General features: G+C 65.6%; 26 protein-coding genes. 11 read left to right on the top strand and 15 right to left on the bottom strand.

Annotated elements, in window-relative coordinates; genetic code table 11:
- The first annotated feature begins 12 nt into the window (after positions 1 to 12).
- The 3 genes from NM962_16030 (at position 13) to NM962_16040 (ending at position 1,644) form a co-directional block, all read left to right on the top strand.
- A complete protein-coding gene (locus tag NM962_16030) occupies positions 13 to 513 on the top strand; it encodes a LysM peptidoglycan-binding domain-containing protein (protein UVO11466.1) in 501 nt (166 codons plus the stop codon).
- A gap of 145 nt (positions 514 to 658) precedes the next feature.
- Positions 659 to 1,123 (top strand): transcriptional regulator NrdR, encoded by a 465-nt coding sequence (gene nrdR / locus NM962_16035; GenBank protein UVO11467.1) that lies wholly within the window; start codon positions 659 to 661, stop codon positions 1,121 to 1,123.
- 35 nt (positions 1,124 to 1,158) lie between these two features.
- Positions 1,159 to 1,644 (top strand): FABP family protein, encoded by a 486-nt coding sequence (locus tag NM962_16040; GenBank protein UVO11468.1) that lies wholly within the window; start codon positions 1,159 to 1,161, stop codon positions 1,642 to 1,644.
- Between the two features lie 8 nt (positions 1,645 to 1,652).
- On the opposite strand, the gene NM962_16045 is transcribed toward NM962_16040, so the two are convergent.
- Positions 1,653 to 2,630, bottom strand: coding sequence for a PAC2 family protein (locus NM962_16045; GenBank protein ID UVO14768.1), 978 nt, complete (start codon positions 2,628 to 2,630; stop codon positions 1,653 to 1,655).
- A gap of 175 nt (positions 2,631 to 2,805) precedes the next feature.
- Positions 2,806 to 4,221 (bottom strand): Si-specific NAD(P)(+) transhydrogenase, encoded by a 1,416-nt coding sequence (gene sthA / locus NM962_16050; GenBank protein ID UVO11469.1) that lies wholly within the window; start codon positions 4,219 to 4,221, stop codon positions 2,806 to 2,808.
- 140 nt (positions 4,222 to 4,361) lie between these two features.
- On the opposite strand from sthA, the gene NM962_16055 reads away from it, so the two are divergent.
- Positions 4,362 to 5,417, top strand: coding sequence for a DUF4192 domain-containing protein (locus NM962_16055; GenBank protein ID UVO11470.1), 1,056 nt, complete (start codon positions 4,362 to 4,364; stop codon positions 5,415 to 5,417).
- A 22-nt stretch (positions 5,418 to 5,439) separates the two neighbouring features.
- On the opposite strand, the gene NM962_16060 is transcribed toward NM962_16055, so the two are convergent.
- The 3 genes from NM962_16060 to NM962_16070 form a co-directional block, all read right to left on the bottom strand.
- Positions 5,440 to 6,132: a metal-dependent transcriptional regulator gene (locus tag NM962_16060; protein ID UVO11471.1), complete on the bottom strand. Its 693-nt coding sequence runs from the start codon at positions 6,130 to 6,132 to the stop codon at positions 5,440 to 5,442.
- Positions 6,133 to 6,281: 149 nt separating this feature from the next.
- Complete coding sequence (locus NM962_16065; protein UVO11472.1) at positions 6,282 to 7,247, bottom strand: sigma-70 family RNA polymerase sigma factor; 966 nt, start codon at positions 7,245 to 7,247, stop codon at positions 6,282 to 6,284.
- A 128-nt stretch (positions 7,248 to 7,375) separates the two neighbouring features.
- Complete coding sequence (locus NM962_16070) at positions 7,376 to 7,801, bottom strand: DUF3099 domain-containing protein (GenBank protein UVO11473.1); 426 nt, start codon at positions 7,799 to 7,801, stop codon at positions 7,376 to 7,378.
- A 65-nt stretch (positions 7,802 to 7,866) separates the two neighbouring features.
- On the opposite strand from NM962_16070, the gene NM962_16075 reads away from it, so the two are divergent.
- Entirely contained in the window at positions 7,867 to 8,106 is a 240-nt protein-coding gene (locus NM962_16075; protein ID UVO14769.1) for a DUF3039 domain-containing protein, read from the top strand.
- Here the strand turns inward: NM962_16075 and NM962_16080 are convergent.
- Together NM962_16080 and NM962_16085 are read right to left on the bottom strand one after the other, a co-directional pair.
- Complete coding sequence (locus NM962_16080) at positions 8,093 to 9,049, bottom strand: YihY/virulence factor BrkB family protein (GenBank protein ID UVO11474.1); 957 nt, start codon at positions 9,047 to 9,049, stop codon at positions 8,093 to 8,095. The genes NM962_16075 and NM962_16080 overlap by 14 nt on opposite strands.
- Before the next feature lie 73 nt (positions 9,050 to 9,122).
- Positions 9,123 to 9,317 (bottom strand): hypothetical protein, encoded by a 195-nt coding sequence (locus NM962_16085; protein ID UVO11475.1) that lies wholly within the window; start codon positions 9,315 to 9,317, stop codon positions 9,123 to 9,125.
- A gap of 119 nt (positions 9,318 to 9,436) precedes the next feature.
- Here NM962_16085 and NM962_16090 point away from each other — a divergent pair, with 119 nt between their 5' ends.
- The gene (locus NM962_16090; protein ID UVO11476.1) at positions 9,437 to 9,802 is read left to right on the top strand and encodes a DUF952 domain-containing protein; all 366 of its coding nucleotides are present in this window, start codon (positions 9,437 to 9,439) and stop codon (positions 9,800 to 9,802) included.
- Here NM962_16090 and NM962_16095 read toward each other — a convergent pair.
- From NM962_16095 to cei, 5 genes are all read right to left on the bottom strand, one after another.
- Complete coding sequence (locus NM962_16095; GenBank protein ID UVO11477.1) at positions 9,753 to 10,040, bottom strand: hypothetical protein; 288 nt, start codon at positions 10,038 to 10,040, stop codon at positions 9,753 to 9,755. The two genes, NM962_16090 and NM962_16095, sit on opposite strands and share 50 nt — an antisense overlap.
- Positions 10,041 to 10,073: 33 nt before the next feature.
- The gene (locus NM962_16100; GenBank protein ID UVO11478.1) at positions 10,074 to 11,150 is read right to left on the bottom strand and encodes an acetylserotonin O-methyltransferase; all 1,077 of its coding nucleotides are present in this window, start codon (positions 11,148 to 11,150) and stop codon (positions 10,074 to 10,076) included.
- Positions 11,151 to 11,161: 11 nt separating this feature from the next.
- Positions 11,162 to 12,658: an RNA polymerase sigma factor gene (locus NM962_16105; protein UVO11479.1), complete on the bottom strand. Its 1,497-nt coding sequence runs from the start codon at positions 12,656 to 12,658 to the stop codon at positions 11,162 to 11,164.
- 186 nt (positions 12,659 to 12,844) lie between these two features.
- Entirely contained in the window at positions 12,845 to 13,657 is an 813-nt protein-coding gene (locus NM962_16110) for an ROK family protein (protein UVO11480.1), read from the bottom strand.
- Positions 13,658 to 13,683: 26 nt separating this feature from the next.
- A complete protein-coding gene (cei, locus tag NM962_16115; protein ID UVO11481.1) occupies positions 13,684 to 14,334 on the bottom strand; it encodes an envelope integrity protein Cei in 651 nt (216 codons plus the stop codon).
- A 170-nt stretch (positions 14,335 to 14,504) separates the two neighbouring features.
- Here cei and NM962_16120 point away from each other — a divergent pair, with 170 nt between their 5' ends.
- Positions 14,505 to 14,807 (top strand): DUF4193 domain-containing protein, encoded by a 303-nt coding sequence (locus NM962_16120; GenBank protein UVO11482.1) that lies wholly within the window; start codon positions 14,505 to 14,507, stop codon positions 14,805 to 14,807.
- A gap of 300 nt (positions 14,808 to 15,107) precedes the next feature.
- Here NM962_16120 and NM962_16125 read toward each other — a convergent pair whose 3' ends face one another.
- Genes NM962_16125 through NM962_16135 form a run of 3 tightly spaced genes read right to left on the bottom strand, consistent with a single transcriptional unit; the run spans position 15,108 to position 17,785 of the window.
- On the bottom strand, positions 15,108 to 16,253 hold the full coding sequence (locus NM962_16125) for a Fis family transcriptional regulator (protein ID UVO11483.1): 1,146 nt from the start codon (positions 16,251 to 16,253) through the stop codon (positions 15,108 to 15,110).
- 52 nt (positions 16,254 to 16,305) lie between these two features.
- Positions 16,306 to 16,671 (bottom strand): helix-turn-helix transcriptional regulator, encoded by a 366-nt coding sequence (locus tag NM962_16130; GenBank protein UVO11484.1) that lies wholly within the window; start codon positions 16,669 to 16,671, stop codon positions 16,306 to 16,308.
- Positions 16,664 to 17,785: a site-specific integrase gene (locus NM962_16135; protein ID UVO11485.1), complete on the bottom strand. Its 1,122-nt coding sequence runs from the start codon at positions 17,783 to 17,785 to the stop codon at positions 16,664 to 16,666. The genes NM962_16130 and NM962_16135 overlap by 8 nt, the downstream gene beginning before the upstream one ends.
- A 670-nt stretch (positions 17,786 to 18,455) precedes the next feature.
- Here NM962_16135 and NM962_16140 point away from each other — a divergent pair.
- From NM962_16140 to NM962_16155, 4 genes are all read left to right on the top strand, one after another.
- Positions 18,456 to 19,559: a site-specific integrase gene (locus tag NM962_16140; protein ID UVO11486.1), complete on the top strand. Its 1,104-nt coding sequence runs from the start codon at positions 18,456 to 18,458 to the stop codon at positions 19,557 to 19,559.
- Entirely contained in the window at positions 19,556 to 19,909 is a 354-nt protein-coding gene (locus NM962_16145) for a helix-turn-helix transcriptional regulator (GenBank protein ID UVO11487.1), read from the top strand. Before NM962_16140 ends, NM962_16145 begins: the two co-directional genes overlap by 4 nt.
- Before the next feature lie 142 nt (positions 19,910 to 20,051).
- A complete protein-coding gene (locus NM962_16150; protein UVO14770.1) occupies positions 20,052 to 21,482 on the top strand; it encodes a hypothetical protein in 1,431 nt (476 codons plus the stop codon).
- A 115-nt stretch (positions 21,483 to 21,597) separates the two neighbouring features.
- Complete coding sequence (locus NM962_16155; GenBank protein UVO11488.1) at positions 21,598 to 22,287, top strand: S1 family peptidase; 690 nt, start codon at positions 21,598 to 21,600, stop codon at positions 22,285 to 22,287.
- Positions 22,288 to 22,324 lie beyond the last annotated feature (37 nt).

Raw genomic sequence — 22,324 nt, forward strand, 5'->3', positions numbered from 1 at the left:
GGAGAACCGCACATGATGCTCATCGACACGATCGCCCCGACGTTCGCGCCGGCCCGCGCCGAGCGGGGCCAGGTGCATCGCGGTCCGCGGACCTCGGGTCGCGCCTACCCGATCCGCACTCAGCCGGCACGGCTGGTCCGGCAGCGGCCGGGCGGGGCCGCGCTACGGCACCGTGGTTCCGGGGTACTGATGTCCCGTGCGCCGCACCGGCCGCAGACCGTCAAGGCCATCACCCCGGCGACCACCGTCGTGCTGGCTCTGGTCGCCGCCGGGATCACTGTGTGGCTCGGGCTGATCGCCCAGTTCGGCGCGGCAGCAGCCGGCAGTACCTCCGCGGTGCCAGACCAGCTCGGCGTGGTGCGTGTCCAGAGTGGGGAGAGCCTGGCGCACCTGGCGGCCCGCGTCGCACCGGACGCGCCGGCCGGACAGGTCATCGAGCGCATTCGCGAGCTCAACAGCCTGGAGTCGGTGGCCCTGGTCGCCGGCCAGACGCTGATCGCGCCGCTGGGCTGAGGTCGCCGTGTCGGTTCGGCCGCCGGTTGCGGCCACTGCGCGGCGCCGCCGGAAGCCCGCGCAGGTACGCTCGCAGTTGTCCCAATGGCCCACGGTGCCCCAGCTGTCTGAGGGCGCGGGTTTCCGGCACGGCGAAGGAGCGGCAATGCACTGCCCGTTTTGTCGCCATCCAGACTCCCGGGTGGTGGATTCCCGCGAAGCCGACGAAGGCCAGGCTATTCGGCGCCGACGGTCCTGTCCGGAATGCGGCCGCCGTTTCTCCACGGTGGAAACCGCAGTGCTGGCCGTGGTCAAACGCAGTGGCGTCACCGAGCCGTTCAGCCGGGAGAAGGTCATGCGCGGCGTGCGCCGAGCTTGTCAGGGCCGCCAGGTCGATGACGATGCGCTGAATCTGCTGGCTCAGCAGGTGGAAGACGCTGTGAGAGCGGCAGGTTCGCCGGAGATTCCCAGCCACGAGGTGGGGCTGGCGATCCTGGGTCCACTGCGCGAACTCGACGAAGTGGCCTATCTGCGATTCGCCTCGGTGTACCGGTCCTTCTCCTCGGCCGCCGACTTCGAGCGGGAGATCGAGGCCCTGCGCGAACACCGCGAGATGCCTAGCACAAGTTGAGCCGTGCCGGCGCCACCGCGCACTACGCTGGCGGCATGGCACCCGAGTTGCATCCGAACCTTGTGGAGCTAGCCCCGCTGTTGGGCACCTGGTCAGGCCGGGGATCCGGGGTGTATCCCACGATCGCGTCATTCGACTACCTCGAAGAGGTGGTGTTCTCACACGTCGGCAAACCGTTCCTGGTCTACGGGCAGAAGACCAAGTCGCCCGCCGAGGGCCTGCCGCTGCATGCCGAAGCCGGCTACCTGCGGGTGCCGCAACCCGGTCAGATCGAGTGGGTGCTGGCGCACCCCAGCGGCATCACCGAGATCGAGGTAGGCAGCTACACGGTCACCGCCGACGGCGTGGAACTGCAGATGTCCGCACCCACGATCGGGTTGGCGCCGACGGCCAAAGAAGTGACCGTCCTGAGCCGCCACTATCGCCTCGACGGCGATGAGTTGTCCTACACGCTGGACATGGGCGCAGTCGGCCAGCCCGCGCAGAACCATCTCACCGCCACGCTTCGTCGAACCGGGTAGCCCGGACCTCAGTCGTCGCCGTCGATGTTCTTCTTCGCCTCCTGCGCCAGGAAACGCTCGAACTCGGCACCGAGCTCGTCGGCGCTGGGCAGCTCCTCGTCGCGGGACAGCAGTGAGCGATTCTCCTGGGCGGTGAGGAATGCGTCGTACTGGCGTTCCAGGGCCGTCACCACTTGGGCCACTTCAGCGCTTGCTTCGACCTGCTGGTCGATCTTGGCCCGGATCTCGGCCGCGGAGTCGCGGAGGTCGCTCAGCGGCAGCTCCAGCGCGCCGGTCTGGGCGGCTTGCTTGAGCAGCGCTTCGGCGGCTTCGGGGTAGTCGGTCTGGGCCACGTAGTGCGGCACATGCACCGTGAAGCCGACGACCTCATGGCCGTGCTGAGCCATCCGGTACTCCAGCAGGTTGGACGCACTGCCGGGAACCTGAACCTCGGTGATCCACGGGGTGAATTCGCTGATCAGGTCGCGATTGTTGGAATGTGCGGTCAGTGTCACTGGCCGGGTGTGGGGGACGGCCATCGGGATGGTGCCCAAGCCGATGGTTCGGCGCACCCCGAGCTGCTCGGCCAACAGTCGCACCGCGGTGATGAACCGCTCCCACTTCAGGTCGGGCTCCATGCCGGCCAACAGCAGAAACGGGGTGCCCGCACTGTCCCGCAACGCGTGCAGGCTCAGCTCGGGTTCGGTGTAGTGGGTGAAGTGGTCGGACTTGAACGTCATCAGCGGCCGCCGCGAGCGGTAGTCGAGCAGGTCATCGATCGCGAACGACGCCACCAACTCACTGTCCAGGTTGCTCTTGAGGTGCTTGGCTGCCAGCCGGATTGCGTGGCCCGCGTCCGAGAAGCCCTCCAAGGCGTGGATCAGGACCGGTCCCTCGCCGTCCGCCGACATCAGCTGTGGCGCCGGCACCTCCAGCTCGTACATGCCGCTCTGCTCGACCTGATAGTGCCGGTCCCGGTCGGGACCGTTATCCGGGTAGTCGGCCATCGCCTTCGCCTCCTTGTTGTGCAGATCGCAATGGATCGCACCGTCCATTTTCCCCCACCGGGGGCCGCACGCCGAAAACGGTGCGCGCATGTGCTGCACAACGTACGGGAGCACCGTCGGAATTCCGCGGCGCCGTGGGCGTTCGCTGAGCGAGGAAAAGGTTTCCGGCGGCGCCTCAACTGCGGAATTGCTGCAGGGCCCGCATTTTATTCATCACGTCCAGTGCGGCGTTCTTGTATGCCTCGGAGAACGTCGGGTAGTTGAAGACGGCGTCCACCAGGTATTCCACCGTGCCGCCGCAGCCCATGACGGCCTGGCCGATGTGCACCATCTCGGTCGCGTTGGTCCCGAAGATGTGCACGCCGAGCAGTTTCAGATCGGTCGTGGACACCAGCAGCTTGAGCATCCCGTAGGAGTCCCCGGCGATCTGGCCGCGAGCCAGCTCGCGATACCGGGCCACGCCCACCTCGTAGGGGATCGCGCTGCGGGTCAGTTCCAATTCGGTCGCCCCCACATAGGAGACCTCCGGGATCGAGTAGATCCCTATCGGCTGCAGGTCGGTGATCCCATCGGTCGGCTCGCCGAACGCGTGGTAGGCGGCCAGTCGGCCCTGTTCCATCGACGTCGCCGCCAGGGCCGGGAAACCGATCACATCACCGACGGCATAGATGTGCTTGATCGAGGTCTGAAACATATCGTCGACGACGATGCGGCCCCGCTCGTCGGTGGCCAGGCCGGCGTTGGCCAAGTCGAGGTGGGCGGTATGGCCTTGGCGGCCGGCCGAGTACATCACCGTCTCGGCGGGGATCTGCTTGCCGCTGGCCAACGTGGTGACAGTGCCGCTGGAGCTGACGTCGACGGCGGTCACCTCTTCGCCGAACCGGAAGGTGACGGCCAGGTCGCGCAGGTGAAAACGCAGGGCTTCGACAACCTCCGGGTCGCAGAACTCCAGCATCGAGTCTCGTTTCTCCACCACCGTCACCCGGGTGCCCAGCGCGGCGAACATCGAGGCGTACTCGATGCCGATCACACCGGCGCCGACGACCACCATCGAGGCCGGGATGAATCGCAGGTCGAGGATCCCGTCGGAGTCCAGCACCCTTTCCTCGTCGAACGTGACGCCGGCGGGGCGGACCGGCTTGGTTCCGGTGGCGATCACGATGTAATCGCCTGTGATCGTGGTCTTTTCGGTGCCGCCATGGCCGTCGACCACGATCGTGTGCGGGTCGATGAACCGGCCGTGTCCCAGGATCAGGTCGACGCGATTGCGCATCAACTGGTTGCGCACCACCTCGGTTTCCTTGCCGATCACATGCTGGGTGCGGGCCAACAGATCCGCGGGCGTGATCTTGTCCTTGACCCGGTAGCTGGCGCCGTAGAGGTCGCGCTGGTTCATCCCGGTCAGGTAGAGCACCGCCTCGCGCAGCGTCTTGGACGGTATGGTGCCGGTGTTCACGCAGACCCCGCCGATCATCCGGCCGCGTTCGACCACCGCGACCGACTTGCCGAGTTTGGCCGAGGCGATGGCGGCCTTCTGCCCTCCTGGACCTGAACCGATCACGATGATGTCGTACTCGCGCTTCGCATCCATGACACAGACACTTACGCCCATTCGCCAGCTCATGCATCTCGAACACCATCTGTTCACAGTTGGCGGTTCATCCCCAACCTGATGGCCGGGCAGGGTTGCGCGCGCCCCCGATGACGGGGGTGGTCGTCAACGTTGCCGCCATGACAACCAAGCAACCGGAATTCACGCTGAATCGGCCCGGAGCCCTCATCGCTGCGCTGCCGGCCATCCTCGGCTTCGTGCCCGAGAAATCCCTGATCCTGGTGGCGCTCGATGGGGACGAACTGGGCTCGGTGCTACGGGTCGATCTGTTCGACACCCTCATGGACACCGTGGGCCGGCTCGCCGACGTCGCGGCGGCCGCTACCCCGGCCGCAGCCATCGCGGTGATCGTCGACGCTGCGGGGGCGCGCTGCCCGGTCTGCAACGACCAGCACCGCCGGCTGATTGCCGCGCTGGGCCAGGAGTTGTCGGGCCACGGCATCGTGCTGCTCGGCGCGCACGTTGTGGACCAGGTGGCCCACGGGGGGCGGTGGCACTGCGCCGACGGCTGCGGCGTCGGAGGCCCGGTCGACGACCCGGAGGCGTCGCCGCTGGCGGCCGCTGCGGTGCTGGAAGGCAGGCGGCTGTACGCCCGGCGAGCAGACCTCCAGGCGGTTATCGCCCCCGATGACGCGGCCCGCTGTGCCGCGGTGGCCTCGGCGATCGACGACTGTGCGGCGCAGTGGACGGCGGGGGAGGGCGATGCCCGGGATCGGGCCCGCCGCGACGTCGAGCAGGTGCTGAACGCTGTCGTCGCGCTGGCGGGCGGCTGGGAGCCCACCGCTGCGGAGCTGGCCCGGCTCGGATGCCCGCTTACCGACGTGCTTGTCCGGGACACCCTGTGCGCGTTGGCAATCGGCGAGCGTGCAGATGAAGCCGAGCGGCTTTGGTCGGCGCTGGCCCGGGCCTTGCCCGAGCCGTGGCGGGCCGAGGCATTGGTCCTGCTGGCGTTCAGCGCCTACGCACGTGGCGACGGCCCGCTGGCCGGGGTGTCACTGGAAGCAGCCCTGCGTGGCAAGCCAGGGCATCGGATGGCGGGGCTGCTCGACACGGCCTTGCAGTCCGGGCTGCGGCCGGAGCACATCCGCGGACTGGCGGACACCGGCTATCGGCTGGCCCAGCAGATCGGGGTGCAGCTGCCGCAGCGGCAGGGGTTCGGTCAGCAAGCGGGCTGAGGCTGGCTGACTCGCGGGTCGCTCAGACCTTCTGGACCTTCACGGCATGCGCCATCTCGTAGGGCAGGCTGACGTCGGTGTGGCCGGGGATCACGATGGTCACGCCGTCGTCGCCATCGGCCTGCACGGTCACCCTGGCGTTGGGCACCACACCGGCCTCCTTGAGCCGGGTGATCAGGTCGACATCGCCCTGGACGTGCTCGGTGAGCTGACGCACCACCACGGCCACCGGCGAACCGGCCGGCAACTCGGTCAGCCGTGCCAGATCGGAATCCCAACCGGTGGAGTCCGCGCCGAAGCCGAGGTCCGGCAGGCCGGGGATGGGGTTGCCGAACGGCGACGTGGTCGGGTTGTCCAGTACCTGAACCAGGCGCCGCTCGACGTCCTCGCTCATCACGTGTTCCCAGCGACAGGCCTCGGCATGCACCTCTTCCAGCGGCAGCCCAATGATGTCGACGAGCAGGCGTTCAGCCAGCCGGTGCTTGCGCATCACCGAGACGGCCAGGGTCCGGCCTTTCTCGGTCAATTCGAGGTGCCGGTCGCCGGCCACTTTGAGCAAGCCGTCGCGCTCCATCCGGGACACCGTCTGGCTTACGGTCGGACCGCTTTGCTCGAGTCGCTCGGCTATCCGCGCCCGCAGCGGGGTGACACCCTCTTCCTCGAGGTCGTAGATCGTCCTGAGGTACATCTCGGTGGTATCAACCAGGTCATTCATTCGGCACCTTCCGTCGCAGCCGAGTCTACTTCGGCAGCGGCGGAGACGGTTAGCAAGCGACGTTCGGCGCTTCGGCGACAAACCACGTCCGGCGGGCCACCGAGATCGGCGGCCCGCCGGAGCGGGGGACAGGCGGCCCGAAGCCGGTGTCAGCTGGCGTATGAGCGCAGCCGGTCAGCACGCTCGCCGTGGCGCAGCTTGGCCATCACCTCGCGCTCGATCTGGCGGACCCGCTCGCGCGACAGCCCGAACAGCTTGCCGATCTGGTCCAGCGTGCGGGGCTGGCCGTCGTCGAGGCCGAACCGCAGCCGGATCACCTGGTGCTCGCGTTCGTCGAGGGTGGCCAGCACACTGCGGATGTCGGTGTGCAGCAGCTCGGAGATCACCGCGTTCTCCGCCGACATCGCCTCGGAGTCCTCGATGAAATCGCCCAGTGGAGCCTCTTCGTCGGAGCCGACCGGCATGTCGAGGCTGACCGGGTCGCGGCTGTGCTCGAGCAGGTCGTTGATTTTCTCCGCTGGAATGCCGGACTCGGCGGCGAGTTCCTCATCGGTGGCCTCGCGGCCCAGCTGCTGGTGCATCTCGCGCTTGATCCGGGCCAGCTTGTTGACCTGTTCCACCAAGTGGACCGGCAGCCGGATGGTGCGGCTCTGATCCGCCATCCCACGGGTGATGGCCTGGCGGATCCACCAGGTCGCATAGGTGGAGAACTTGAAACCCTTTGCGTAGTCGAACTTCTCCATCGCCCGGATCAGTCCCAGGTTGCCTTCCTGGATCAGGTCCAGAAGTGGCATGCCCCGGCCGGTGTAGCGCTTGGCCAGTGAGACCACCAGACGCAGGTTGGCCTCCAACAGGTGCCGGCGGGCGGCTTCGCCGTCTCGTACCACCGCGGCGAGCTCGCGCTTGCGCTTCTCGCCAAAACGCTTGCGGGTGTCGAGCAGGTGCTGGGCGTACAGTCCGGCCTCGATCCGTTTGGCCAGCTCTACCTCATCGGCGGCATTGAGCAATGCTGTCTTGCCGATCCCGTTGAGGTACACCCGCACCAGATCTGCGGCTGGGCTCTGCGCGTCCAGATCGCCGTCGATCCGACTGGTGGTGGCATCTGCCTTTGCCATTGCGGCCTCCCGTTGATCGGCTTCTGCTGTCACACGTGTCAACGCCCGACACGCGTGCAGAGTTCCCGGCCGATCGCTTTTCCACACCACTTGACGTGCGGAAATACGGCAATGACTTTGAGAATGTGCTAAGAACCGGTACCGTACGGCGCTTCGCCGGTGGTGCTGCCGCCCGATCCCGGGGGTGTGTGCCGCTCCAGGGCGGGGCGGGTGCCGGTGGGAAACAGCGGTGTATGAGTGGGTGCCGCTTCATACCGGCGGGGTTCTTCGGCGCTGCGGGGAGGCCGGTCGTTGGCAATAAGTACAGCCATCCACGGCAGCGGTATCGACGCCACCAGAATCAGCACGGAAATCAGGCCGTTGTGCCATATTCCGTAGGCGATCGCGGCCAGGATCAGGGCAGGCACCCGGAACGCCATCAGCGTCAGGTACTTGCGTACCCGTTCGCGATGCTGCTGCTCGTAGGACGGGGCAGCCGCTGTGATCAGGATAGGTCGGCCGTCGTCGTCGAAACCCAGCTCGGGGCCGTGCTTCATCACTCCACTGTCCCACACGAACGATTCGACGGCACGAGGGGTTTTGGATCATCCCCGATTCTGGGCACAATGGGGAGATGGGCATACAGACCGACACCCTCGAACGCACCGATTCCGAGGAACGCGTCGATGACGGGACCGACGGCGACACCCCGAAGTACTTCCACTACGTCAAGAAGGACAAGATCGCCGAGAGCGCGGTCATGGGCACCCACGTGGTGGCGCTCTGCGGCGAGGTCTTCCCGGTGACCAAGTCGGCCAAGCCCGGCTCCCCGATCTGCCCGGACTGCAAGAAGATCTACGCCACTCTCAAGCACGCTTGACCGGATCGGTGGCATTGCGGGTCTCGGCCGGCTGGCCGGCCCGCGATACCACCCACCTACGCAGCTGGTGCAGGTGAGTGGCCTGCGCGGGCCACTCCTCTTGGACCGCGGCGTTGAGTTCTGCGCCCAACATGATGGCGAAGCCCAGCAGGAACGCGAACAGCAGGAAGGCGATCGGCGTCGCCAACGCCCCATAGGTGTAGCCGGTGCTGGTGATGTAACGCAGGTAGATCCGCAGCCCCATCGTCGCCACGACGAACACCGTGGTGGCCAGCAGTGCGCCGAACACCAGCCGATGCGAGGGCAGAGGCTTGGGCAGCGACACCCGATAGAGCACCGTCACCGCCAGCAGTAGGCCCAACACCAAGGCTGGGTAGTAGCCGAACCGCAGTACGTCGGTCCATCGGGCCGGGAGGTGCTCGGCTACCGCGTGCGGCCCCAGTGCGGCCAACGGTGCGGTGGCCACGGCGATCACCAGCATCGCGACGTAAAGACCCAAGGCAAAGAAGCGTTGTCGCACCGGATGCCGCAGCGGAGTCTGATCGTGCGCCTCGACCACCGAGTCGACGAACGCCGAGATCGCCGAGGAACCAGCCCACAACGAGATCACGAACCCCAGCGAGACCACCTCGCCGCGGGCGTTGGCCACGATGTCCCGCACGGTCGGCTCGATGATTTCCACCACGACGTTCTTCGAGAAGAAGCTGCTGGCCATGCCGATCAGGCGGTCCTGGATGGTGGCCAGCGTGTCCGGTCCGAACAGCGGCGCCACATAGGACAGGCTTCCCAGCATTCCCAGCAGCAACGGTGGCAGTGACAACACCGACCAGAATCCCGCTTGCGCCGATTCGGCGAAGATCGAATCGTCCCAGCTCTTGACCAGAGTGCGACGTGCAATACGGAGCAGGTGATGACGGGAAGGTTTGGGGATCTGGTCACTCATGACCAGCCCAGCATTCCTGACGGGTGCTGCTATTGCACAATCGCGCAGACGGCGTGTTGCGTACCGGCTCCGGTTACGCCTCAGTCGCTGCGCTGACCTGAATCACGGCGGCCAGCTCGATCAGCTTGGCTTCGTGCTCGTTGGCGTGATGCTGGCAGAAAAGAAGTTCGGCACCGGAGGGCAGCGTGGCTCGTACCCGTGCGGCGGCACCGCACCGGTCGCATCGATCAGCCCGAGTGAGTTCGGGACTGGTCAGAGTCGCGTTCATGGGCTCCTCCGTTCTCGCGGTTGTCCTCAAGTGTGTCAGACGCTTGCGCGTTCGGCGTTGTTCCCCCGTTCGGCTGTGTCGTGTCTCACCCCGGGAGACGGTGCGGCAGGATCGGTGCCATGACTCGATCGCCGATCCCGTCCGATGCGCTGGTGCACCTGTGCAGTGCCGGCGACTGGGCGCAGGCGCAGGCATCCGGGGTGCTGCGTCCGGAGTCGTTGGACAGCGTGGGATTCGTGCACATGTCAACCCCGCAACAGGTGCACCTGCCCGCGAATCGGCTGTATCAGGGCTGCACGGATCTGGTGTTGCTGCAGGTGGATCCGGCTAAGGTCGGCGCACCGGTGCGCTGGGAGCCCGGGGTACCGAGCGATCCGGCGGCCATGCTGTTCCCGCACCTGTACGGGCCGTTGCCCACCACGGCGGTGATCGGTGTTAGTGATTATCGGCCCGGCCCGGATGGTGTGTTCGCTCCGGCGGGTTGAGATTGAACGGGGTCGTCGGCTTGGCTGCCGACGCCCGGGTGAGTTCGCTACGGGCGAACGTGGTTTGCGCCTTGTTGATCAAAACAGCGGGCACTCGCGGCCAGGCGGTGGCGACCGCGTTGATCGCGTCGAATACCGCGGGATCCAGATCGGCCTCGGGCGGCACCCGGTGGCCGTGGGTCGCAGCACGCTTCAACAACGCGGCGAAAGTCGCCTGCGACGTGTCATCCGTCGGCATGCTGGGCGATCCTACGCCGCGGCGCGGGCGTCGTTAGACCGCTCGGGCCTCGACAATGGCCAGCGGGCTGGTGGTGGGCACCACGCGCTGCAGCTCGAATCCCGCCTGGGACAGCAACTCGGCGTACTCCCCTCGGGTGCGTTCTTGCCCGCCGGCAGCAACCAGCATCTCCAGGTCGAGCACCAGACCCAGGTGGGCGGGAGCGCCCTCGGGCAGCACCATCTCGAACAGCAGCACCTTGCCACCGGGTGCGATGGCGGCCCGGACATTGCGCAGAATCGCCAACGACTGCTCGTCGTCCCAGTCGTGGATGACGGTCTTGAGCAGGTAGGTGTCGCCGCCGGCGGGAACCGATTCGAAGAAGGACCCGCCCTGGATGTCGCAGCGCGACGCCACGTCCGCCACCGTTGCCTCGGCGCCAGCCACCACCTGCGGTAGGTCGAACAACACGCCGCGGGTGTCGGGCGCCTGACGCAGCACCGCGGCCAGCAGCGCACCGTGCCCGCCGCCGACGTCCACGATGAGCTTGCTGGTGCTGAAATCGTATGCTGGAACAGCACTTTCGATGGCGACAGCGGACGCCCCGGTCATAGCGTCGTTGAAGACCTGCGCCAGTTCGGGGTCGGTGTCGGTGTACTCGAAGAAGGACATGCCGCGAACCTTGCTGACGGCGGTTTGGCCCGTCCGTACGGAGTGCTCAAGGTTCGACCAGTGTTCCCGGTGCGCCGGGTGGCCGACGAACGTAACCATCGGGGCCACACTGGCCGGGTTGCCGGAGACCAGCGCCCGTCCGGTGCGGGTCAGCGCGAACCGGCCGTCCCGGCGCAGTTTGAGCACGGAGTTGCTGGCCAAGGCGCGCATCAGCCGGTAGGTCGCACGGGGGTCGGTATTCACTCGGCGGGCGACTTCGTCGGCGGTTAGCGGACCGTCACTGAGCGCATCGGCAATACCGAGTCGCACCGCGGTGGCAAGTGCCTGGGTCAGCCAGCCGCCGAACACCAGTTCCATGATGGCCACGGGAGCAGGGACGGTGGCCTGGCGTAGGCGCTGCAGACCACCACGAAACGCGTTCACGGCGCTGAGCACTGCCGCCGGCGGTGTTTTGGCCATATCGCTGCGCGCTAGTCGAGGTAGTCGCGGAGGACCTGAGACCGGCTGGGGTGCCGGAGTTTCGACATCGTCTTCGACTCGATCTGACGAATGCGTTCGCGGGTGACGCCGTAGACCTGGCCGATCTCGTCGAGGGTGCGCGGCTGGCCGTCGGTGAGGCCGAACCGCAGCCGCACCACGCCGGCCTCACGCTCGGAGAGCGTCTCGAGCACCGACTGCAGCTGGTCTTGCAGCAAGGTGAACGACACGGCGTCGACGGCTACTACAGCCTCGGAGTCCTCGATGAAGTCACCGAGCTGGGAGTCGCCTTCGTCGCCGATGGTCTGGTCCAGCGAGATGGGCTCGCGGGCGTACTGCTGGATCTCCAGAACCTTCTCCGGGGTGATGTCCATCTCCCGGGCCAGTTCCTCGGGGGTGGGCTCGCGGCCCAGGTCCTGCAGCAGCTCACGCTGGATGCGGCCGAGCTTGTTGATCACCTCGACCATGTGCACCGGGATACGGATGGTGCGTGCTTGGTCGGCCATGGCACGGGTGATGGCCTGGCGGATCCACCAGGTGGCGTAGGTGGAGAACTTGTAGCCCTTGGTGTAGTCGAACTTCTCCACCGCGCGGATCAGACCGAGGTTGCCCTCTTGGATCAGGTCCAGGAACGCCATCCCGCGGCCGGTGTAACGCTTGGCCAGCGACACCACCAGTCGCAGGTTGGCCTCGAGCAGGTGGTTCTTGGCGCGGTCGCCGTCGCGACAGATCCACGCCATGTCGCGTCGGTAGGCGACCGCGAGCTTCTCGCCCTTTTCGGTGTGCTCGGCCATCTTCTGGGTGGCGAACAGGCCGGCTTCGATCCGCTTGGCCAGCTCGACTTCCTCTTCGGCGTTGAGCAGCGCGACCTTGCCGATCTGCTTGAGGTAGGCGCGCACCGAGTCGGCCGAGGCGGTGAGCTCGGCGTCTTTACGAGCCTGTCGCAGCGCCTCGGATTCCTCTTCGTCCCAGACGAAGTCGCCAGACGCCTTGTCCTTCTCGCTGGGCTCGGCGATCTCGTCGTCATCGCCCTCCTCGCCGTCCTCGGCCGAGTCCGCCGACGCGCTGGACGCGGCGCCCTCGCCCTCGGCAGCCGAGTCGGTGTCGTCTTCGTCGAGTTCGTCCAGGCTCAGGTCGGCGTCGTCGATGTCGTCCGCACCGGGCTCGCCGTCCAGCTCTACATCGGTGTCGAGATCCTCGGGCGCCAAGTCGGCGTCAGCGTTCTTGGCGCCGGCCTTGGTGGCCTTGGCGGCCTTCTTCGCCGGGCCCCGGGTCGACCGGGTCGCCGGCTTGGCTGCGCCGTCAGCGGCGGCGCCACGCGCCGTGGACTTGGTGGCCTTCTTGGCGGGCGCTGCTGCCTTGGTGGCCTTGGCCGCGGTCCGCTTGGCGGGAGCCTTCGCAGGCGACTTCACGGCGGCTTTGGCGGGTGCCTTGGCGGCACTGCCCTTCTTGGGCTCCTCAGTCGCCGGCTGTGCCTTGCTCGCTGCCACGTCCACCCCTTCGGTCGGACTGACTTTCGGGTCGCAGCGTCGTGCGCAACCGAAAGTGTCGGGTATGTCGAATGTCGGCTCTATTTCAGTTGGTGATCAACTGGGATAGTCGCCGCTATCGGTTAGGCGGCCGCCGTCGACCATTGTAACGACAGGGTGAGGCGGTAATCGCCGAGCGGGCGTTATTCAGCGGGTCACGTCGGTCGATGACGCCATCGCGGCCCCGACAATCCCCGCCGTGTTCTGCAGTGTCGCGGCGACCACCGGGGTCCGGTTGCCCAGCAGTGGCACCCACCGATCGGCTTTACGGCTGATACCGCCCCCGACGATGATCAGGTCCGGGCAGAGCGCGTCCTCGATCGCCATCAGCACCATGGTCACCTGCTTGGCCCATTTCTCCATGGACCAGTTCTTGCGTTCCTTGACCGACGCGGCGGCCCGGTGTTCGGCCTCTTTGCCGCCCACCTCGATATGCCCGAGTTCGGTGTTGGGCAGCAGCTTTCCGTTGTGGATCACCGCCGAGCCGATCCCGGTCCCGAAGGTCAGCAACACGACCACGCCGCTGTTGTTCTTGCCTGCGCCGAACCGCTCCTCGGCCAGCCCGGCGGCGTCGGCGTCGTTGAGGATGACGATCTGCTGGCCGTCGAGTTCGGCGGCGATCGTCTCCTGCGCGTTCAGCCCGATCCAGGACTTGTCGACGTTGGCGGCGGTCTGCACGACACCGTTGACCACCACGCCCGGATAGGTGACTCCCAGTGGGCCGGTCCACCCGAAGTCCCGGACCACCGCGGCGACGGTCTGGGCGACCAAGACCGGTGTGGCGGGGCTGGGCGTGGGCAGCTTGAACCGCTCACCGATCAGCGCTCCGGTGTCCAGATCGACGACGCCACCCTTGATGCCGCTGCCGCCCACGTCAACGCCGAAGCCCCGTCGCTGCCGCCGTGCGCCGGCGATCGGACGGTCCTCGATCGGGGCTGGAACGGGATCGGTGCCGGTCATCGGATCTCCTCGTCGGCGATCGGTCGTCAGCAGGTGCCGGAATGAATCTTGGTCAGCAGCGCGGGGTCGGGCAACCCGGTGGCGTCTGGACGCAGACCGGCCAGCGCGGCCTCGATGTCATCGCTGTGGGAGAGGCTGACGAAGTCGCTGCCGACCGCCAGATCCACCGAATCGTCGGGGCGGTCGTCGCGGAACAGTTCCGTGCACGGCGCCACCAACCACAGTGCTGCCGCGGCGGCCTGGCCCGCCGGGCCGAAGCGGATCTGGCCCTGGCAGTCCAGCCGGTCCTCGGCGTAGATGGGGTCGTTGGCGGCGGTCGGCTGGGGGAAGCCGTCGTCGCGCAGCGCGTCGGCGACATCGGCGGCCTGCCCGGCTCGGCCGCTGGCGTTGAGGACGCGGGCTTTGATGTCGGCCAGTTTGGCCGGGGTGGTGCTGCTCATCGCGGCGCGCGGCACCTGAGTGCCCAGCCGCGGCTGGGCGGGCTCGCTCGGCGCCGGCGGGGCATTGCACACCGCGACTTCATGGACGTCGACCGGCCGGGTGAGGGCCACCCCCCATGCCACGGCGGTGAGCAGCGCCAGCGCGGCCAAGGCGTAGGCGGCCGGTCGGTTGTTGCGTCGCCGGAACGGCCGACCGTGCTTGTCGAACTCGGAACCGGTAGTGATTTGCGCGACCACGTACGCACTCTAGAGGGCGCTCGCGGGGACGATCACCGTGGTCAGGAATGTAATGTGACGCAAATCACACTTGATCTGACCGCGATCCGGGCACGAATCATTTGGTGGATGCGTTCGACGCTGGTACAAAGCTCGCGCAGGGTTTCGAGGGGACTTGAGGGGAGAAGACCATGGCTACCGATTACGACGCCCCACGGCGCACCGAGACCGACGACGTTTCCGAGGATTCGTTGGAGGAACTCAAGGCGCGGCGTAACGAGGCGCAGTCCGCTGTGGTCGACGTCGACGAGTCCGAATCGGCCGAGTCGTTCGAGCTGCCGGGCGCCGACCTGTCCGGTGAAGAGCTGTCGGTGCGTGTCGTGCCGAAGCAGGCCGACGAGTTCACCTGCTCGAGCTGTTTCCTGGTTCAGCACCGCAGCCGTCTGGCCAGCGAGAAGAACGGTGTGATGATCTGCACCGACTGCGCGGCCTGACCGGGCCCGTCCCGCTCAATCCTGCTTAGCCCGATGGCGACGACCCGCTGCGCCCGACTCCGTCGCGCTGGCGATCGTCGCTAGCCCGATGGCGACGACCCGCTGCGCCCGACTCCGTCGCGCTGGCGATCGTCGCTAGCCCGATGGCGACGACCCGCTGCGCCCGACTCCGTCGCGCTGGCGATCGTCGCTACCGCATTCAGCACACCGCGGACTCAGCCCAGCCGAGTTCGCCCTACAGTGGACCACGACCCACCAACCCCAAGCCGCATAGCGACTGGACCAGAAACCGGGTCCCCCTCAAGACTTCGGATGTGCAGCGGTCTGTTTGTTGTAGTTGCTGGCTGCCAGCGCCCTAAGTGGCTCATCGAGTGGCGGTCGCAGTTTGATCGGAGTATCGGCGAGCGTGATGGTGGCGGCTTCGGCGGTGATGCTCACGCGGTCCCAGGTCAGCGCTGCGACGTCTTCGATCCGTTGGGCGAACACGATGACGAGGATGGCGGCGAGGCGATCACGAGGATGGAGTGTCTGCTGATGTGCGACCATTTCTATGACGGCGTTCTGCTCGGTGATCGGCATTCGCGGCGCCGTCCCGCGGCGATGTGGTGTCACTTGGAGGTCGGCGGAGATCAGCCTGCTCTTGATGGCCCACCGGATGAAGCGGGCGATGTGTTCGCGGGTGGTTGGTCCGGTCGATTGCCATAGGTCGATGTGCGCTTGCGTGAGTTGGTCCATACCTGTGTCGTGTTCAGCGGCGAGCCAGTTGCAGAACTCGATTGTGACGCTGAGGGATTGCTTGGCCCGCAGGAACGCAGAGTCCGTAACCGGGCTCATCGATAGAAGCCGCTTTTCTAAGTTCCACCGGACGAAGCGGGAAATTACCTTTCGGTGCTCGGCCGTGGTGATGCGTTCGAGCGCCGCGGCTGCCCACGCCTGGAACCGGGCAAGTCGCTCGTCACGCGAAGGAAGTGCGCCGTGTTCGACCAGCAGACTGCGCACGTAGTCGGAGGTTCGACCGGCCGGCAGGCCGTTAAGGATCTCGTGGGTGACGGTTTGATGGCTGGCGAGGTCGCGGAGGACGACTTGAACGTGCGCTTGGCGGATCCAGGTCAGTCCGCTGTTCGGGCGCTCCATGGTGGTAAGCGCGTCGACGATGATCTGCAGCGGCGGTGCAATGGCCCCTGTGGCGGGGTTGGTAAGCAGGCGCTGTGCGGTGGCTCCGAGAACACAGCGTTGGCAGCGTCCGCCGCTGTAGAGTTCGGCTTCGTTGCCGCAGCTGACGCAGTCCACGTTGATGGTGACGCCACTGCAGTGGCGGCACGCGGGCCGGTTGTCGATGATGCCGGGGAGTACCCCTTGGTGCCCGCAGGCGCAGATGCCGGTGATGCGTTTGGCCGCCTGGTAGCAGTAGCCGCAGACTGATTCGTTGGGCCAGTTGGCGACCACCTGGTAGTGGCGTCCACATCGGTCGCAGGGGACCGGCCACCGTTGGGGGTCTTCAGGCTTTCGAGGTCGTGCCATCGTCATCGTCCTGCACGATGCGGATCCGTTTGGCTACAGGGTTGCCCGGTGTCACTCCCAGTTCGCGAGGCTGTGGCGCATTGGCTGATGCTGCTGCTTGCATTTCGACGTAGGGTTCGAAGAGGTCGTTGGGTGAGCAGCCGAAGATGTCGCAGAGGGCGGCGAACGTTCGCGATGGAATTCGCTGTGGCTCACCGGTGACAAGTCGGTACACCTGTGCGTCCGACAGATTGATTCCGCGTGATCGCAGGAGTGGGCGCAGCTCAGTCGATTTCCAGAGGTTGTGCGCTGCCATGACGCGCCTGAGATGCCAATGAAAGCCGATCCGACGTTGCTCAGCCATTGGTTTCGCCCATTTGGAGGCGTCGAGTAATCATCTGCTGGATCACCTTCTGTTTGAAATCCGACGAAACCGAGGTGTACAGCGACGTTGTCGAGGCATACGAGTGCCCGAGCTGCTGCTGCACGAACAACGGGTCGTAACCGGCTTCCAGAAGGTGCGTAGTGTACGAGTGGCGCAACGCGTGCAAGCTCAGTTCCGGGGGCAGTCCGGCAAGCCGCCGGAACGACGTAAATGAACGTCCGAGGGCACCCAAGGTGAGCCTGTCTCCGCGTTCGCTGGGCCAGAGAGCAGGGGAGCGGTCCGCGGTCGCGAATAGCTCCCGGCCCTCGGAGCACCAGTACTGCAAAAGGTCTACCACCCAAGGAAATTCGGGCGACGTGAGAACCGTCCGTCGGCGTGGCCCCGATCCCTTGGTGCCCTTGGCCCAGCGAACGGTCATCGCCCCGAAGTTGCCATAGCGGGGAACGTGCGGGTTTGGTCCAAAGTCGGTCAGGTCGAGCATGACCAGTTCTCGTCGACGCAGTCCAAACGCGTAGCCGATCTTGAATGCCGTCGAGTCACGCAGCGCCGTTAGCCAACGTTTGGACCCCTTACTGTGGGCGTCATCGACGAAGTCATCCACGACGTCGAACAGGTGCTGCAGTTCAGCCTTTGTAAATGCACGACGCCCCGGTGGAACCGCATCGTCTGTGGTGTGCTGCGGCGTGTTCCATTCAAAGACGATCTGCGACGGAACGTCACGGAATTGCTTCTCGCAGAAATCAACCCATCCATATCGACTGTCACTGACATAACTACAGAACATCGATATCGCGTTACTGTACGAGCGCAGCGTCGACACAGCGATCTGTGTCGCCTGCGACCGTAGTTCAGCGAGGAATTGATCCACGTCGTTCGCTCGCCAGCGCCATGGGTACTCGTTGGTGAATTCGACGAATCGGGTGATCACACGGCACCGTGCTTTGATCGTGTCGATCTCGAGGCCACGAGCCAGCATCTGAGTTCGCCAGCCATCAAGCATTGCGCCGAAGACGGTCTCGTCTGCTCGTAGCAGCGAAACATCGTCGGCACGCAGAACTCGAGGGACGAAGCCCGGAAGCTCCTCAGCGGCCATCGCGGGCTCCACCCGGAAGCCGGCTCGACGACCTCGATGTCGCCCGGGACGTCGACCGGGGAGTCGAACAAAGAATGCGCAATGTCCCAGCGGGCCATAGCAATTCATCACTGTGACGTTTTGGTAGGTTGTCGGCGGACGGGGGGCAGCCCGGCGCGGAGTTGCCATGTGGGCTTGAGTGGACCGGCATCGACATCTCGTCACCTAACAATGAAATCATTCATTAAGTGATTGAAATCTACGTCAAGCTGGAGCAATGGTCAACAGATGACGCGGGGTGCCGCTGGATAGAACGGGAGGCGCCGAGCCTGTTAGCTGCGCCGACGTTGTCATCACGCAGAGGTGCGAGTCCTTGCACCTAATGCAACTCGCATTGGTTTAACGCCGATAACGTACATTATGTCAAGTCAACCCCGCCGTTTTCATCAGATGAATCAGGGCCAGCCCGCCCAAGCCCCGTCCGCCCGCGTCGCCCAGCGATCCGAAAGTACTAGGGCAACAGCAGTATTCGCTGTTTGTCGCACCTAGCTCCGCGCCTGTCCACGTAAAGCCCCCTGGGAGTCAGCCAGCCAGGCGTCGCCGCCGTGATGGATCTACCTGCGCGGATGTGGTATTGATTCATCAGATGATTCAATGATTCATCGGATGATACGGACGCTGGGAGGCTGGATTGCCCGTCGACAAGAGCGGTCGCGTGTTTCTCGTAGGTGCGGTGCCGCTGCTGCATCCCGAGGTCCAAACCGTTGATGAGATGCTCGACGGCTGGCGCAACCAGCAACTGTGCCGCAACCTGGCCCACGACACGATCGACACTCGGATCGCGACGGTCCGACGGTTCATCGACCAGACCAATGAGTTCCCCTGGTCGTGGACGCCGGTCATCGTTGAGGAGTTTTTCGGCGACTTGCGCAGCATCAAAGGCCGCCGGCAGTCCACGGTGCGTGGCTATCAGAATTCACTGCGGCTGTTTTGCTCCTACATCGCCGACCCAGACTACGGCTGGGACCGGGTCTGCGAGCAGCGGTTCGGCACCCATCCGGCCCAGGTGTTCTTCGCGTGGAACACCGCGACCCATGTCCAGGACAACGAGCAGTCCCCCGAGAAACGGCCGTTCACCAAACAGGAGCTGCAGGACTTCTTCGACCACGCCGACGACCAGGTCACCGTGATCGCCAATGCCAGGAAGAAGGGTTGGTTGCCGGCCTACCGCGATGCCGTGATGTTCAAGGTCGCCTACTCTTACGGGCTGCGGTTCAACGAGCTACGCCACCTGCAGACGGTTGACTTTTCCCGTAATCCCCATGCTCGAGAGTTCGGTCACTACGGCGTGGTTAAGGTCCGCTACGGCAAAGCCAAGAAAGGATCGCCACCCAAGCGGCGCACGGTGCTGACGGTGTTCGACTGGACACCGGAAGTGATCGCCGACTGGCTGACGCATGGCCACCCGTATATGGACGAGGGCATGGACCTGTTTCCCAGCGAGCGCGGCGCCTTGGTCGCCGAGAGGACGCTGTTGCGCAGGTTTCGACGCTACTGCCAGAACCTCGGCCTGTCGGACGGACTCGACATGCACTCATTTCGCCGGTCTTACATCACCCATCTCATCGAAGACGGCTGGGACGCGAAGTTCGTCCAAGACCAAGCCGGCCACGAATACGCCAGCACCACCTCGCTGTACACGGGTGTCTCCAGTGATTTTCGGACCCGAACCCTGCGTCGCGTCCTCGACCGCACCGTCAACGACGCGCTCGCGCTGGGAGAGGAGACATCGTGAAACGCGAAGTCAGCTACAACTGGCGCCTCGCTGAGCTGATGGCCGCCCACGGCATGCACAACAGCACCGAGCTGATCCCCCTCCTCGTCGAACGCGGAATACAGCTCTCACGCCCCCAGGTCTACCGCGTCGTACATCAACGCCCCGAACGGATCTCACTGCAACTGATGGCAGCCCTATGCGACATCCTCGGCTGCGGGGTCGAAGACCTGGTGACGGTGACCGCTACCGACGTCCGCCGGCGAAAGACGGCCTCCGGAATCCCACCTTCGGCACCGCCCAACGTCGTCGAACTCAACAAATCAGTCCGGCCCCGACGAGCGCGCATCATCACCGATGGCGCCGATTAAGCCCACGCCGCGCTCAACCCGACGTGGGCGCCCACCCGTCACGAACGGAACCGCCGAGTGCAGCCGCTGCCACCGCAAGGCCAACAAGCTGCGCGTGGAATGGCCCGGTGACTGGTTGTGCCACAGCTGTTTCTACAGCGCCATGCGCACGCACGGCATCTGCCCGAACTGCGGACACGACGGCGTCCTGCCCGGCCGTTGCCGCCACGACGACCCACGGCCGGTCTGCCTGCTCTGCGCCGGCATCCAAGGCAACTACACCTGCAAAACCTGTGGGCTGGAAGGCGAAATCTACCGCCGCGGACAATGCGCCCGATGCACCCTACGAGAAGACCTGTGCAAAATCCTGCTGCACCACCCCGCCGACCCCGCCGCCATGCAAACCCTCATCGAAGTCCTGTGCGGCGTGGACCGACCCGAGAGCATCCTGACCTGGAAACGCAACGTCGAAGTGCTAAAACTACTGGGCGCGATCACCTCGGGTGCAATACCGCTCACCCACGACGGCCTCACTGCAGCCGGGCCCGGCCGCCACGTCGACCACCTCCGCAGCCTCCTGCAGCACCACGGACTGCTCCCCCAACGCGACGAACATCTCGCCCGCTTCGAGGTCTGGCTCGCCACCAAACTCGACGCCATCGCCTCGCCGACCGTCCGCGCCCCCGTCGAGCAGTTCGCCACCTGGCACCACCTACGGCGCCTGCGCAGCATGTCGAAGCCCGGCCAAGGCACCGACGGGCCGAGACGCTCAGCCCAGCAAGAGATCACCGAGACGATCAAATTCCTCACCTGGCTCCACGACACCCACCATCGTGCGGCCGCCCACTGCACACAGCGCGACGTCGACGAATACCTGGCCTCCGGTCCGACCACCCGCTACTGGATCCGAACGTTCTTCGTCTGGGCCACCGGCGCGAAGATCACTACCGGCGTGAAAATCGGATTCCGACAAGCCAGAACCACGCCGACGGTCACCCAGGAACAACGTTTGGCCTGGATCAACGAGATGCTCACCGGCGACTCCGAAACCCTTCCCTACCGAGTTGCCGGCGTCCTCCTTCTGCTCTACGCCCAACCACTGACGAAGATCGCTGCGCTGCAAGCCACCGCGATCCACCGAAAAGATGGGGAAACCCGCATCGCCCTCGGTACCGAACCAGTCCCGGTCCCCGAGCCGTTCGCGTCGCTGCTCAACTACTACCGTGACAACCGGCCCAACCTGCGCACTGCAGGAGGTGCCGTCGGCACGCCCTGGCTATTCCCCAGCAGCAGGCCAGGTCGACACTTCGACCCGCAGACCATCATGAAGCGGCTCCGCTCCCTCGGGATCAACCTGCAAGGTGCACGCAACACCGCGCTGCAAGAACTCGTCTCCGAAATCCCCGCACCCGTCGTCGCCGAAATGCTCGGCTACAGCGACCGGGTCACACAGAGACACGCCACCGAATCCGGCACCACCTGGGGAAAGTACGCGCACACCGGTTCCCGCCGCACAGAAGCGCACCCCCGATCACCTCTGGGAAGCGCGGCAGGTGCAATTCACAGACCTGATGAAGTTCAGCGCGATTCTTGATGACGTCAACGCTATCGGCGGGCCGGGAGCAGGGTCCGCTCCGATCCCGGGATGAACTCATCGACCGCTCTCCGGTTGTATCGTGTGGACCCCGAGCAGGTTAAGGAGGCGGGCTGTGCGGATCGCGTATCGCTGGCGCGTCGGCGTGTGCGTGCTCTTGCCGCTACTGGCCATCGTGCGTGCTCCCGACGCCTCCGCGGCGCTCCCGCTGGGCGGCGGGGCGGGCATCATCGTCGACGGCACCTACTGCACCCTGACCACCATCGGCCACGACAAAACCGCAGAACTAGTTGGGTTCACCGCCGCCAGTTGCGGTGGACCTGACTCCCCAGTGGTTGCCGAAGGATCGGAAAACCTCGGCCCGGTGGGCACCGTGGTGGCCCTTGCCAACGACCCTGGTCTGAAGTACTCCGTGATCAAATTCGACCCCGCCAAAATCACCCCGCTGTCCAACTTCGCGGGTTTCGCCATCAATGGCATCGGCCCTGACACTGAACAGGGCCAACCCGAATGCCGACTCGGGGCCGCCACCGGTGACTTCTGCTGGATCCGTACCACTACCCCCGGTTCGAACCCGCGGCGGTCCATGAAGGGGGCTGTCAACTATCAGCCCGGCGATAACGGTGCCCCGGTCACCTCTGGTGGCCTGTTGGTCGGCATGATCTTCGCTGGCGTATATTTCCCCTGGCCGGGGCCTTTCATTACTCAGGGCTGGGACACCATCCTCGTCAAGTTCAGCGCCATCCTCGATGATGTCAATGCCAATGGCGGTCCGGGTGCCGGGTTCGTCCCGGTTCCGGCCTGAGACGGGACGGCCATCGGACACGAGGTGGCAACCACGG

Source organism: Mycobacterium sp. SVM_VP21 (genome assembly GCA_024758765.1).
GTDB lineage: Bacteria > Actinomycetota > Actinomycetes > Mycobacteriales > Mycobacteriaceae > Mycobacterium > Mycobacterium heraklionense_C.

Bases quoted from the DNA above. Each gene is read 5' to 3' on its own strand.
- NM962_16030 (UVO11466.1), top strand. From the start codon at position 13: ATGATGCTCATCGACACGATCGCCCCGACGTTCGCGCCGGCCCGCGCC.
- nrdR (UVO11467.1), top strand. From the start codon at position 659: ATGCACTGCCCGTTTTGTCGCCATCCAGACTCCCGGGTGGTGGATTCC.
- NM962_16040 (UVO11468.1), top strand. From the start codon at position 1,159: ATGGCACCCGAGTTGCATCCGAACCTTGTGGAGCTAGCCCCGCTGTTG.
- NM962_16045 (UVO14768.1), bottom strand. From the start codon at position 2,630: ATGGCCGACTACCCGGATAACGGTCCCGACCGGGACCGGCACTATCAG.
- sthA (UVO11469.1), bottom strand. From the start codon at position 4,221: ATGGATGCGAAGCGCGAGTACGACATCATCGTGATCGGTTCAGGTCCA.
- NM962_16055 (UVO11470.1), top strand. From the start codon at position 4,362: ATGACAACCAAGCAACCGGAATTCACGCTGAATCGGCCCGGAGCCCTC.
- NM962_16060 (UVO11471.1), bottom strand. From the start codon at position 6,132: ATGAATGACCTGGTTGATACCACCGAGATGTACCTCAGGACGATCTAC.
- NM962_16065 (UVO11472.1), bottom strand. From the start codon at position 7,247: ATGGCAAAGGCAGATGCCACCACCAGTCGGATCGACGGCGATCTGGAC.
- NM962_16080 (UVO11474.1), bottom strand. From the start codon at position 9,049: ATGAGTGACCAGATCCCCAAACCTTCCCGTCATCACCTGCTCCGTATT.
- NM962_16085 (UVO11475.1), bottom strand. From the start codon at position 9,317: ATGAACGCGACTCTGACCAGTCCCGAACTCACTCGGGCTGATCGATGC.
- NM962_16090 (UVO11476.1), top strand. From the start codon at position 9,437: ATGACTCGATCGCCGATCCCGTCCGATGCGCTGGTGCACCTGTGCAGT.
- NM962_16095 (UVO11477.1), bottom strand. From the start codon at position 10,040: ATGCCGACGGATGACACGTCGCAGGCGACTTTCGCCGCGTTGTTGAAG.
- NM962_16100 (UVO11478.1), bottom strand. From the start codon at position 11,150: ATGGCCAAAACACCGCCGGCGGCAGTGCTCAGCGCCGTGAACGCGTTT.
- NM962_16110 (UVO11480.1), bottom strand. From the start codon at position 13,657: ATGACCGGCACCGATCCCGTTCCAGCCCCGATCGAGGACCGTCCGATC.
- NM962_16120 (UVO11482.1), top strand. From the start codon at position 14,505: ATGGCTACCGATTACGACGCCCCACGGCGCACCGAGACCGACGACGTT.
- NM962_16130 (UVO11484.1), bottom strand. From the start codon at position 16,671: ATGGCTGAGCAACGTCGGATCGGCTTTCATTGGCATCTCAGGCGCGTC.
- NM962_16135 (UVO11485.1), bottom strand. From the start codon at position 17,785: ATGGCCGCTGAGGAGCTTCCGGGCTTCGTCCCTCGAGTTCTGCGTGCC.
- NM962_16150 (UVO14770.1), top strand. From the start codon at position 20,052: ATGCGCACGCACGGCATCTGCCCGAACTGCGGACACGACGGCGTCCTG.